At 68.5% G+C, this 12,681-nt stretch carries 10 protein-coding genes; 2 read left to right on the forward strand and 8 right to left on the reverse strand.

Annotation, left to right across the window (positions count from 1 at the left end; all coding sequences use genetic code 11):
- Positions 1-4: 4 nt before the first annotated feature.
- Positions 5-1,783, forward strand: a complete 1,779-nt coding sequence (locus N2652_04030) for an NADH-quinone oxidoreductase subunit NuoF (protein ID MCX7818366.1) — start codon at positions 5-7, stop codon at positions 1,781-1,783.
- A gap of 11 nt (positions 1,784-1,794) precedes the next feature.
- Entirely contained in the window at positions 1,795-3,564 is a 1,770-nt protein-coding gene (locus N2652_04035; protein ID MCX7818367.1) for an NADH-dependent [FeFe] hydrogenase, group A6, read from the forward strand.
- Positions 3,565-3,702: 138 nt separating this feature from the next.
- Here N2652_04035 and N2652_04040 read toward each other — a convergent pair whose 3' ends face one another.
- Genes N2652_04040 through rfbF form a run of 8 tightly spaced genes read right to left on the reverse strand, consistent with a single transcriptional unit; the run spans position 3,703 to position 12,565 of the window.
- Positions 3,703-5,820: a hypothetical protein gene (locus N2652_04040; protein MCX7818368.1), complete on the reverse strand. Its 2,118-nt coding sequence runs from the start codon at positions 5,818-5,820 to the stop codon at positions 3,703-3,705.
- A 19-nt stretch (positions 5,821-5,839) separates the two neighbouring features.
- Positions 5,840-6,559 carry an SDR family NAD(P)-dependent oxidoreductase gene (locus N2652_04045; GenBank protein ID MCX7818369.1) on the reverse strand — a complete coding sequence of 240 codons (720 nt, stop codon included), beginning with the start codon at positions 6,557-6,559 and terminating at the stop codon, positions 5,840-5,842.
- The gene (locus tag N2652_04050; GenBank protein MCX7818370.1) at positions 6,556-7,875 is read right to left on the reverse strand and encodes a DUF4910 domain-containing protein; all 1,320 of its coding nucleotides are present in this window, start codon (positions 7,873-7,875) and stop codon (positions 6,556-6,558) included. Before N2652_04050 ends, N2652_04045 begins: the two co-directional genes overlap by 4 nt.
- Positions 7,872-8,408, reverse strand: coding sequence for a dTDP-4-dehydrorhamnose 3,5-epimerase family protein (locus N2652_04055; GenBank protein ID MCX7818371.1), 537 nt, complete (start codon positions 8,406-8,408; stop codon positions 7,872-7,874). The genes N2652_04050 and N2652_04055 overlap by 4 nt, the downstream gene beginning before the upstream one ends.
- Positions 8,405-9,652, reverse strand: a complete 1,248-nt coding sequence (locus tag N2652_04060) for a class I SAM-dependent methyltransferase (GenBank protein MCX7818372.1) — start codon at positions 9,650-9,652, stop codon at positions 8,405-8,407. Before N2652_04060 ends, N2652_04055 begins: the two co-directional genes overlap by 4 nt.
- The gene (locus N2652_04065) at positions 9,649-10,707 is read right to left on the reverse strand and encodes an SDR family oxidoreductase (protein ID MCX7818373.1); all 1,059 of its coding nucleotides are present in this window, start codon (positions 10,705-10,707) and stop codon (positions 9,649-9,651) included. The genes N2652_04060 and N2652_04065 overlap by 4 nt, the downstream gene beginning before the upstream one ends.
- A complete protein-coding gene (gene rfbG / locus N2652_04070) occupies positions 10,704-11,792 on the reverse strand; it encodes a CDP-glucose 4,6-dehydratase (protein MCX7818374.1) in 1,089 nt (362 codons plus the stop codon). Before rfbG ends, N2652_04065 begins: the two co-directional genes overlap by 4 nt.
- Positions 11,789-12,565, reverse strand: coding sequence for a glucose-1-phosphate cytidylyltransferase (gene rfbF / locus N2652_04075; GenBank protein MCX7818375.1), 777 nt, complete (start codon positions 12,563-12,565; stop codon positions 11,789-11,791). Before rfbF ends, rfbG begins: the two co-directional genes overlap by 4 nt.
- Positions 12,566-12,681: the final 116 nt, after the last annotated feature.

The following is a 12,681-nucleotide window of genomic DNA, read 5'->3' on the forward strand; positions in this document are numbered from 1 at the left end:
CGCCATGGCGTACTCCCACTTTGTATTGGTGTGTGCGGGCACCGCCTGCGACTCCTGCCGCAGCCGTGAGATCTACAACCGCCTGAACGCTGCGGTCCGCACTCACGGCCTTGAGGGGCGGGTTCAGGTTGTCCGGACGGGTTGTTTTGGCTTCTGTGCACAGGGGCCCGTCGTAAAAGTGCTGCCCGACGAATCGCTCTATGTGCAGGTCCGCCCGGAGGACGCTGACGAGATCGTCGCCGAGCACCTCGCGAAGGGGCGACCGGTGCAGCGCCTGCTGTACGGCGGCGCGCGGCCCGGTTCCTTCGCGGACATCCCCTTCTACCAGAAGCAGTTCCGAATCGTGCTGCGCAACTGCGGCATCATCGATCCCGAAAACATCGAGGAATACATCGCCCGCGAGGGCTACGAAGCGCTCGCGAAGGTGTTGACCTCGATGACGCCTGACGACGTGATCGCGGAGCTACGCACCTCCGGCCTGCGGGGGCGGGGCGGTGCCGGCTACCCGACTTGGAAGAAGTGGGTGTTTACAAAAAACGCGTCGGCGGACACCAAGTACGTCATCTGTAACGCCGACGAGGGCGACCCCGGCGCCTACATGGACCGCAGCACGCTCGAGGGTGACCCCCACTCCGTGCTCGAGGCCATGGCGATTGCGGGCTACGCGGTCGGCGCGCACCAGGGCTACATCTACATCCGCGCGGAATATCCGCTGGCGATCCACCGGCTCGAAATTGCGATCCGCCAGGCACGCGAGATGGGGCTGCTGGGCCGCGACATCCTGGGTACCGGGTTCGACTTCGACGTCGAACTGCGTCTTGGCGCCGGCGCATTCGTCTGCGGGGAGGAAACCGCGTTGATCGCCTCGATCGAGGGCAAGCGCGGCATGCCGGTGCCCCGCCCACCCTATCCGGCGGTCCGCGGCCTGTGGGGGCGGCCGACCGTGATCAACAACGTCGAAACGTTCGCGAACATCCCGGTGATCATTCTGAAGGGCGGCGCGTGGTTTGCTTCGATCGGGACCGAAACGTCGAAAGGCACGAAGGTGTTCGCGCTGACCGGGAAGGTCAACAACTCGGGCCTCATCGAGGTGCCGATGGGCACGACGTTGCGCGAAATCATCTTCGACATCGGTGGCGGCATCAAGGGCGGGCGCCGTTTCAAGGCCGCGCAGACCGGCGGCCCCTCCGGCGGCGTGATCCCGGAGCAGTTCCTCGACACCCCGATCGATTACGAGTCGCTCGCGAAGCTCGGCTCGATCATGGGCTCCGGTGGCCTGATTGTGATGGACGAAGACGATTGCATCGTGGACGTGAACAAGTTCTATCTCGAATTCACGGTGGACGAGTCCTGCGGCAAGTGCGCACCCTGCCGGATCGGTGGCCGCACGATGTTCAACTTGCTCACCGATATCACCGAGGGTCGCGCGACGGTCGCGCACATTGAGCAGATCCACACCGTCGCGCATGCGATGCAGAAGGCGTCGCTGTGCGGCCTCGGTCAGACCGCGCCCAACCCGGTGCTCTCGTCGTTGCGGTATTTTGGCGAAGAGTACCGGGTGCACATCAAGGACAAGCGCTGCCCCGCGGGGCGCTGCCGCGCGCTCGTCACCTACACGATTTTGCCGGACAAGTGCATCGGCTGCACGCTCTGCGCGCGGCGCTGTCCGGTCAACTGCATCAGCGGCGAGCGCCGCAAACCGCACGTGATTGACCTCACCCGCTGCATCAAGTGCGGGGAGTGCTTCGCCGCGTGCAAGTTCGGTGCGGTGCTTCGCACCTGAAGGAGGCTCTCATGACCACCGCCACCCCCCTCACAACCGTGAAGGCCGAAATCAACGGCATGGAGTGCGAGGTGCCCGAGGGCACCACGATCCTGCGCGCGGCCGAACAGATCGGCATCCGCGTGCCACGGCTCTGCTTCCATCCGGACCTGCCCGCATGGGCCGCCTGCGGCATTTGCGTCGTCAAGGTCGAAGGCTCGCCAAAGATGCTGCGCGCCTGCGCGACGCCGGTCGAAGACGGCATGAAGATCACTACGCACGATCCGGAAATCGTGCGGGTGCGCAAGTCGGTGCTGCAGTTGATTCTCTCAACCCATCCGAACGACTGCCTTCGGTGCCCCCGCAACGGCAATTGCGAGCTACAACGGCTGGCGGCGGACTTCGGGATCCGGGAGGTGCCGTTTGCGTCGCGCATCACCCGACTGCCCACCGACGACTCCACCCGCGCGGTGGTGCTGAACCCCGAAAAGTGCGTGAAATGCGGTCGGTGCGCGATCGTTTGCCAGCAGATGCAAAACGTCTGGGCGCTCGAGTTTGTCGGCCGCGGTGACTCGACGCGGCTGGCCCCCACCGGCGATATCCAGCTGGCGGAGAGCCCCTGCATCCGCTGCGGCCAGTGCAGCGCGCACTGCCCGGTCGGCGCAATTTACGAGCACGACGAAACCGACCGCGTCTGGCGCGCGCTGCAAAACCCCGATCTCCACTGCGTGGTGCAGATCGCGCCGGCGGTCCGCGTCGCGATCGGCGAAGCGTTCGGCTACGAGCCGGGCACCGTGCTGACCGGCAAGACCTACGCCGCGCTGCGCCGGCTCGGCTTCCGGGCGGTGTTCGACACGAACTTTGGCGCGGACCTCACCATCATGGAGGAAGCCACGGAATTCGTGCAGCGCTTCCTCCACGGCGCGGGGCCGCTGCCGCTGATCACCAGTTGCTGCCCCGCCTGGACCGACTACATGGAGAAGTACGCGCCGGACTTCATCGACAACTTCTCCACCGCAAAATCCCCGCACGCGATGCTCGCCGCGATGGCAAAAACCTATTACGCGCAGGTGAAGGGGCTCGATCCGGCGAAGATCTACATGGTCTCCGTGATGCCCTGCACCGCGAAGAAGTTCGAGATCATCCGTTCTCGCGAGATGTTCGACGGCGAGCGGCCCTACGTGAACGTCTCGATCACCACACGCGAGCTGGCGCGCATGATCAAGGAGTGCGGCATCGACTTCGTCGAGCTGCCCGACGAAGAGGCCGACTCGATCCTCGGCTACTACACCGGCGCGGGCACGATCTTCGGCGCGACGGGCGGCGTGATGGAGGCGGCGCTGCGCACCGCGCACTACCTCATCACCAAGCGCGAGGCGCCCGACATCAACTTCCTGCCGCTGCGCGGCCTGGAGGGCGTAAAGGAGGCGACGTTCGAAATCGCTGGGCGGACGCTGCGCGTCGCTGCCGCGCATTGGATGAGCAACATCGAGACAGTGCTCGACCGCGTGCGCGAAAGCCGGCGACGCGGCGAGGAGCCGGCCTATCACTTCATCGAGGTGATGGCCTGCCGCGGCGGCTGCGTGGGCGGCGGTGGCCAGCCCTACGGCGCTGACGACGAGGTGCGCCGCCGGCGCGCGTCCGGCATCTACCAAGATGACGCGATGAGCCAGAAGCGGTGCTCACATCAGAACCCGTACATTCAAAAGCTCTACGCGGAGTTCCTGGGCGCGCCGCTGAGCGCGCGGGCGCACGAGCTGCTTCACACTCACTATCATCGTCGGCCGGTTTACGCGCGCTGAGCCGCAGCCGGGCCGCGATCGGGTCGTCGCCTCTCTCGCGACGGGCCAAAGTACATGCGGTTGCGACGCGCGACGCATCCAAGGGTTGGAACGGTGCGGCGAGCGGGTTTCCAACGCTTGGACGCAGCCTCGCGGCTCTCAGAGCCCAGCGGCGTGGTCAACCGGTCGGCGGCGGCTCCCAGTTGAACAAGGCGGCTCCCAGTTGAACAAACGGAAGCGGCGCTCGCGCTGGCGCATCGTGTAGCCGCGCGCGCGGGGGTGCTGGAGCAGCTCGCCGGCGGTCCACCGTCCCGCATCCACCTCCAGCCGCGCACCCTCCCAGCGAAGGGGGTAGATGGCGAGCGCCTTGTCCGTTGAGCTCAGTAGGCGGATTCGCCAACCCTCGCGGCGCAGGCGCGCGAGCACCGTCATCGCGAGCCGCTGCCGGTCGCCGTCGTCCTCGGCCGCCCAGAACAGCTCACCATTGACGACCGGCACGTCGGCGAGAAACCGCAGCGGTGCCGCCCACCAAAAGTGGTCGGCCACCACCAGATCGCGGGGGCCGAGCCGCGCAATGACCGGCGCCAGTGCGGCCGTCGCGCCGTTGTATTCGGCGGCGCACACCGCCGCACGCCACCGCCCCGCACTGGGCAGAACGACCAGTCCCAGCGCCAACGTGAGCGCGGCGGGACGCCAGCGCGCATGAGGCGCAGGCCAGACCGCGCCCAGCCGGTCCAGCACTGCGCCGACGCCGAGCGCGACGGCGGGCAGCGCCGCCTCCAGCAGCCGGCGGCTCGCCCAGGGCCACCAAATTGTGATCTGCGGCACCGCGAGCGCGGCCGCGACGCAGAACAGCAGGAACGCCAACCATGTGCGCAGCGGAGCCTCACCCGCATCGCGCCGCAGCGCGACGAGCGCCCACCCCAGCGCCGCAGCCAGCAAAAACGGCGCACCCGCATACACCGCTGCGCCGGCCGCCCAAGCGCGCGCAGCCAGCGCTGCGTTCGACGAGAGGACCTGTGTGGCACCCCACGCCACACCCATCGCCAGCGCGGCCAGCCCCATCAATCCGCCGCCCAGCCCCGGGTGGGCGGCGAGCCGGCGCAACCGCACCGAGACGGAGGCGGCCAGGTCCACCAGCACCGCCACGCCGCCGCCCGCAACGAAGCCAGCGGCCAGCCATGTCGTGGCCGCACCCCACCGCGAAAGCAGCGTGGCGTTCCACTTCATCACGAACATCGCGCCGCCTGCGAGCGCCACCACCTGCAGCAGCCGTCGCCATCGCACCGCGCGCCGCCGCCGCTCCGCGGCTTCCTCCACGGCGGCCAGCGCGGTGAGCATCCCGCCAAAGGGCAGGAACGACGGACGGTTCACCACCGCCAGCAGCATCAACGCCGAGACGCCCATCGCGGCGCCCGGTGCCCGGCGCAACGGCCACAGCGAGGCCATGCCCTGCAGCAACGCCAGATGCAAAAGCTCCGAGGTGGGGAACGCAGTGTGCTGAACCACAACGGGGTGCATCGCCAGCGTTGCGGCGGCCAGCCAGCCGGCGCGCCGGCTCAGACCCAGCGAGCGCGCCGCAACCGGAGTCAGCAGCAGCGCCACCCACGCGGCCAGATGGTTTGCCCTTACCGCGCCCCGCAGCCCCATGCACCGTTGCGCGCGCGCAATCCAGGCCGCATTCGCATGGGGAAAGGCAGGCACCAGCAGACGTTGGTCGGCGTCGATCGGTACGCCCGGCAGAAGCACTAGTTCTGAGTGCTCCGGCCGCGTGAACAGCGCAATCTCGTCCGGCTGCAGGGCGGCCAGCAACCGGTCGGGCACCGGCCCAAGGGTGTGGTGCCGTTCCAGCGTGACTCCCTGGTGCACGTACACGCCGGGGTCCCAACCACCGAGAATCCACTCTCCGCGGCGGGGCCAAGCGATCGTTACCAGCGCGCCGGCCGCCAGCAGCAGCAGAGCGCCGAGCGCCCCGCCAGCGTCCGGCCGGCACCGGCGCCCACCCGCTGCCACCCCGATCGCGGTCACACCCGCCAGCGCGGCCAGCTCCGCGACCGGCGTGTAGCATCCCGCCGCACCGAGCGCGAGCACCAGCCCAAGATTCACCGCCAGACCGGCGATCAGCGTGCGCGCAAGCGGCCCGGGGACAGCCCGGCCATCCGGCCGCCGCAGCGCCCACGCCCACGCGGCACCCGGCACCGCAAACATCACGGCCCACTGCAGCGCGCCCACTGACGCGGCCAGCGACGGCGCAGACCCGATGACCTCCCAGCGCATTGGCTCGCCGGGTCCCCCCTCAACCGGGCCGCATCGGCCGGAGAATCAGATCGGTGACCTCGGCGGTTTCCGCCGCACGCAAGGCCGCCACGATCATCCCTGCGATGTCTTCCGGCTGCATCAGACGCTCCGGTTGGTAGGGCCGGCCCTCCCACTCGTGCACCGCCGCCTGCATCGGCGAGGCGGTGCGGCCCGGCAACACCGAGAGAACCCGTACCCCCGCCGCGTTCACCACGTCGCGCAGGCCGTCCGCGAGTGTCTTCAGCGCGGCCTTGCTGGCCGCATACACGCTCCAGGCCGCATTCCCGCGCAGAATCGCGGTGGAGTTTACAAACACCACCTGACCGCGCGCGGCCCGCAGCGCCGGCAGCAACGCCCGCGTCAGTGCGGCCGGCCCGACCGCGTTCACCGCAAACATGCGCTCGATTTCGTCCGGCTCGAGGTCCGCCGCAGAGCCGGGCCGGAACACACCCGCCGCGTGAACCAGCACATCCAACCGCGGGCCGACCGCCCCGGCGATTCGGCCGTGGGCCCCTTGATCGGTAATGTCCGCGACAAGCACGCCCGCCAGCCGGTCCGGCGGCATGAGGCGCGCGGCGGCGGCCTCCAGTGGATCCCGGCGGCGTCCGCACAGCCATACCCGCATCCCCTCGCGCGCCAGCGCCTCCGCGACCGCGCCGCCAATGCCACCCCCCGCGCCCGTGACCAGCGCCACGCCGCCCACCAGTGATCGGCTCATCCACCATCCTCCGCCCAACCGAGCAGGCCCGCCTGTTCGAGTGCGGCGATCGCCTCCTCGACGCGCGCTTGCGGCAGATTTGACCGCCTCACAATCTGATCCACCGTCGCGCGGCCGTCCGCAAGGTTCAACACCCAGAGCATCGCCATCTGACGCTCTCGCGCGTGAGAGTCTCCGCCCACAGAGGCGTACAGACCCCGGCGGCCGAGCTGCGGCTCTCCAAACGGCCGCAGGTTCACCGGGTGCCGCGCCGAGTCCAGCTCCCGGATCAGTTCACGCACGAAGAGATACGAGTCCGCCAGCGCCTCGGACTGGATGAAGTCCAGGTTGTCCGCGGAGGTGTGGTACTCCGGATAAGTGCCGAAGGGTGAGCGCGACACCACGATCGTCGGCAGATCAAAGCCGGGCGACGAGTACTGGCGCTCGTCGTACCCGTAGGGCGCAAACGGCAGCTCCACCACCGTTCGACCGCTGCTGCGCGCCACGGCCAGCGCCGCCGCATCCAGCTCGGTGTCGCCCCGACGAGTGTGTTTGATCGACAGCGGGCCGGGGTCACCCAGACCCGCCAGCACGATCACATGGCGGATTCGGGGGAGCAGCTCCCGATGGCGGGCAAGCCATGCGATCGCACCCACCGTACCCGGCGCGAACAGGAACCGCAGAGTCCGCCGATGTCCGCCGGCGCGCGCAAACTCCGCCGCCAGCTGTGCCGCGATCGCCATTCCGCTGCAGTTGTCGTTGGCCATCGAGGGATGGCAGATGTGCGTGGTGATCAGAATCTCCTCCCGCAGCGTCCCCGGCAGCAGCCGTTCGCCCCAGTTCATCTCGCCCGGCGCCAGCTCCGTGTCCACACAGACCTCATACGACCCCGGTTCCAACCGCTCGATGCGCCGATGCGGCAGGCAGAAACCCCAGTCGCGCGTCCAGTACGAGGTGCGGTACGGAATCCAGTCCGGCCGCTCCGGCAGGCTGTGCAGGTGGGGCCGCAGCGCCTCCCGATCCAGGTGCCCGCGGAACGGCACACTGTAGCCGACGAGCTGAAGGTTGTGCTGCCGCACATCCGCCAGCAGCTCGCCCGAGGGCGAACGCAGCCAGGCCTCGCGGACGGTCCATTCCAGCGGCACGGTCCAATCCAGGATGGGTTCGCCGCTGCACAGTCCCCGAACCTGCAGGTCACACACCTGGCGCAGAATCGCGAGCGTCGCGCGGACGCCCTCACCGGTGAGGCTGCGGAAGAGCGGATACAACCGCGCACAGAGCCGGTACAGCTCCGCGCCGAGGGTCCCACCGGTCGGCAGTGGAACGGAGCCGCTCATCGCGCCGGACGGAACGGCGGGTGGGCGAGGTCCCGCTCGGAGATGAAGCGGGGTGGCTCCGGCCATGGAATCGAGAATGCGGGGTCGTCCCACCGCGCGCCCCGCGCCAGCTCCGGAACGTAGTACTCGCTCATCTGGTAAAAGACGTCGGTGTTATCCTCGAGCGTGAGAAAACCGTGCGCACAGCCGCGCGGCACGTACAGCGCGCGGCCACCGGCCGCATCGAGCACGGTCGTGAACGCCTGCAGATACGTGGGCGAATCGGGGCGCAGGTCCACCACCGCGTCGAACACCGCGCCCCGCACCACCCGCACCAGTTTTGCCTCCTCGTGCGGCGCGGCCTGCCAGTGCAGCCCGCGCAGCGTGCCGCGGTGTCGGTTGCCGGACAGGTTGCACTGCACGTACACGGTCTCCAGCCCGTGCGCAGCGAACTCTCGCGCGCAAAATGCCCGCGCGAAATAGCCCCGCGCATCCCGGTGGGGCTCCAACTCCACCACCCACACGCCCGGCAGCGGGGACGGTTCGAACTTCACCGCAGCTCCTCCACCGAGGGAATCGGCACCACGAAGCGGCCACCCCATTCGCGAATATGGGCGAGCTGCGACATCACCTCGTCCGCGATGTTCCAGGGAAGGATCAGCACCCGGTCCGGCCGTGCCTGCCAGATCGCCTCGGGCGGGCGGATCGGAATTCGAGTGCCGGGCAGGAAGCAGCCCTGTTTGTGGGGATTACGGTCGCAGGTGAACTCCAGCAGATCGGTCTTCACACCCGCGTAATTCAGCAGCGTGTTGCCTTTCGCCGGTGCGCCGTAGCCGACGACCCGCCGTCCCGCCCGTCGCTCGCCGATCAGATATTCCAGCAGCCGAAACTTCACCTCGGCGACCCGCGGACCGAACCCACGGTACCACGCCGGGTCGCGGAGCCCGAGCGCGGTTTCCTCCGCCAGCAGCCGCGCCAGCCGCTCGCTGGCCGGTCGCGGGTCCTCCGCATGGCACACGTAAATGCGCAGTGAACCGCCGTGCGTCGGGAGCGCCTCTGCATCGAACAGCCGCAAACCGTGGCGCGGTAGAAAACCATCCAAAAACGTCAGCGACAGATACGAGAAGTGCTCGTGGTAGATCGTGTCGAACGCGACCCGGCGGACCAGCTCCACCACCCAGGCGAACTCAGCCGTCCAGGTGCCGCCCGGCCGTAACAACAGCCGGAAGCCGGCGACGAAATCATTGATGTCCGGCACGTGGGCGAGCACGTTGTTGGCGACGACCCAGTCCGCGGCGCCGTACTCCGCGACAAGCTCCCGTGCGGTCCGCTCGCCAAAGAATCGCACGATGGTGGGGATGCCGCGCGCGATCGCCTCCGCCGCGACGTTGGCGGCCGGCTCCACGCCGAGCACCTCGAATCCGCGCCGTCGGAAAAACTGCAGCAGGTACCCGTCGTTGCTGGCCACCTCGACGACGCGGGTGGAGCCCGGCGTCAGCCCGAACCGCTCGATCATCGCGTCCACGTAGCGACGCGCATGCTCCACCCACGAATCCGAATAGGAGGAAAAATACGCGTAGTCGCTGAAGATCGCCTCTGGCGGTTCGAACTCTTCGAGCTGCACGAGCCAGCAGGCGGTGCAGACCCAGGCATGTAGCGGGTAGAACGGCTCCGCTCGTTTTGCTTGCTCCGGCCGCACGTAGGCGTTCGCCAGCGGGGAGGTACCGAGGTCGCAAAAGGTCTCACGCAGCGGCTCGCCACACGCGCGGCAGCGGCCGGTGGGCCCCGTCGCGCTCATGCGCCCTGCCTCCGCGGCGCCACCGGGACTTCGCGCCAGCGCAGGTCCGCGTCGAGCCGGCCGCGCGCCAGCAGGCCGCGGAGCCGGGCCAGCCGCGTGAACGCGGGATGCTCGAACACCGCGCGCGTTAGTCCGACCGCCTCGAACGTCTCCCGCAGCTCGCGCGCGCCATCGGCGGCCGTCCGCAACGGCCGAAACGACGGCACCACCTCTCGGATCCGGTCCGCGCACACCCGGTAACTGCGCGTGTCCGGATCCCGCGTGCCGAGGGTCAGTTCACAGCCGGGGAACGTCCGCGCAACGAGATCCGCGATCTCCCGAACCCGAAAGTTTTCGGCGCTCGAGCCGACATTCAGCACCCGGTTGTGCCAGCGCTCGCGCGGTGTTTCCAGCGCGGCAAGGAACGCCGCACAGATATCCCGTACGTGCACGAGCGGACGCCAGGGGGTGCCATCGCTCGTCAGCGCGATGCGCCGGCTGGTGTAGGCCATGCCGGCGAGGTTGTTCAGCACCAGGTCAAACCGCATCGCGGGCGAGGGTCCATACGCGGTCGCATTGCGCAGGAACAGGGGCGAAAATGATTCGTCGGCAAGCTCCGCCACCGCCCGCTCCACCATCACCTTGCAGCGCGCATACTCCGTCTGCGGCGCAACGGGCGAGTCCTCGGTCTTGACCTCGTCGCCCTCACCAATGCCGTACACGCTGCAGGACGAGGAATAGAGAAAGCGCGGAACACCCGCCGCCTTCGCGACGCGCGCAAGCCGAACGCTGCCCTCAAAGTTGATCCGCCGCGTGAGCGCAGGGTCAAGCTGGCCGAGCGGATCGTTCGAGAGCTCCGCGAGGTGGATCACCGCATCGAACCCCGCCAGATCGTCCTCGGTAACGTCGCGGACATCCTTCTCGATCAACGCCCAGTCGCGTCGGGGGCGGCGATAGAGCACCGCCTGCCGGTAGAACCCCGCGTCCAGTCCGGTGACGCGATGGTGCCGCTGGACCGCCTCCTCCGCCATCCACGAGCCGATGTAACCGAGGACGCCCGTGATCAAGATCTTCACCGTGTCCCACCCCCCTCTCGCGCGAGGTACCGCCCAATCTGAGCCAGCGACAGTTCGCGGGCCCGACGCCCGTCCGCCGCAACGCCGCGGTGCCACTCCACAATCCAGTCGAGCGCTTCATCCAGCGACAGTCGCGGCCGCCAACCCAGACGTTCGCGCGCCTTCGTCGAGTCCAGCCACAAATACCGGTCTTCCGGGAGGCGCGGGCGTCCGTCCGGCATCCACGGCACGTCGGCCCCCCACAGCTCCACCATCCGTTCCACAAGATCCGCGACGCGACGATGACTGTCCAGGTCGGGCCCGAAATTCCATGCCCCCTCTGCGGTCTCCGGCTCCGCGATGAGCCGCTCCGCCAGGGTCAAATAGCCGGCGAGCGCTTCCAGCACATGCTGCCACGGCCGGATCGCGTCCACGTTGCGCAGCGGCACAGGTTCGTCGCCGAGCAGCGCGCGCACCACGTCCGGCACCAGTCGCCCCGGCGTCCAGTCGCCGCCGCCAATCACGTTGCCCGCGCGCGCGGTCGCCAGCGCCACTCGCCGGCGGTCCGGCGGCCCGCCGCTGAAAAATGACTCCCGGTAGCTCGCCGCCACAAGCTCGGCGGCGGCCTTGCTCGCCGCATACGGGTCGCGACCCCCGAGCGGGTCTTCCTCGCGGAAGCCGCGCTCGACACCGTCGTTTCGGTAGCACTTGTCGCTGGTCACCACCACGACCGCACGGACCGACCGTGTCGCGCGCACCGCATCCAGCACCTGCGCACAACCGACCACGTTCACCGCGAACGTCTCGGCCGCCGATTCATATCCGCGGGCGACCAGCGGCTGCGCGGCCAGATGGAACACAATCTCCGGCTGATGCGCGAGCATCGCCCGCCGTACCGCGCCCGCGTTGCGGACGTCCGCCATCGAGCTGCGCATGCACGCGCCCACCTCCGCCAGCTCGTACAACGATGGAGAGGTGGCCGGCGGAAGGGCGAGGCCGGCAACGTCCGCCTCCCAGTGCTGCAGCCACAGCGACAGCCACGAGCCCTTGAACCCCGTGTGCCCCGTGATGAACACGCGCCGGCCGCGCCAGAATCCCGGCGTCACTCCCAGATCCTCCACGGCGCGCGGCCGCCCGCCCAGAGGCCTTCCAGGTACATTCGATCGCGAAGCGTGTCCATGTTCTGCCAAAAACCCTCGTGGCGGTACGCGGCGAGCCGACCGTCCTGCGCAAGCCGGCTGAGCGGCTCAGCCTCCCACGTGGTCGAGTCCCCCTCGATGTACTCCAGCGCGCCAGGCTCGACCGTGAAGAAACCGCCATTGATCCACGCGCCATCGCCGCGACTTTTTTCACGGAAATGACGGATGAAGACCTCGCCATCCGCCAGGGTGAACGCACCAAACCGTCCCGGCGGCTGCACGGCGGTCAGTGTGACCAACGCGCCGTGCCGCCGGTGAAACTCCAGCAGCGCGCGCAAGTCCACGTCGCTCACGCCGTCGCCGTACGTTAGAAAGAACGTCCCACCGTCCAGATACGGCGCCGCACGCTTGATCCGCCCTCCGGTCATCGTCGCCTCACCGGTTTCGACCAGCGTCACGCGCCAGGGCTCCGCGCCGCGGCGGTGATACTCCACCATGCCGGTGTCGAGCTGAAACGTCACATCCGCCGTGCGCAGCGCATAGTTGGCGAAGAACTCCTTGATCACATACCCCTTGTAGCCGAGGCAGATCACAAAGTCATTGAACCCCTGTGCGGAATAGATCTTCATGATGTGCCAGAGCATCGGCATGCCGCCGATCTCGACCATCGGTTTCGGTTTGACGCCGGTTTCCTCGCTCAGGCGCGTTCCATGCCCACCGGCCAGAATCACGGTCTTCACGCGTGCACCTCGACCCCGGTCCCGCCTTTTGGCGGGCCATTGCCGCCGCAGTGTATCCGATCCAGCGTCCCCGGGCGAGGTGAGTGAGGGGGGGCGGTGCTCCCTTCGATCGAAGC

Source organism: Kiritimatiellia bacterium (genome assembly GCA_026417735.1).
Lineage (GTDB): Bacteria > Verrucomicrobiota > Kiritimatiellia > PWTM01 > PWTM01 > CAACVY01.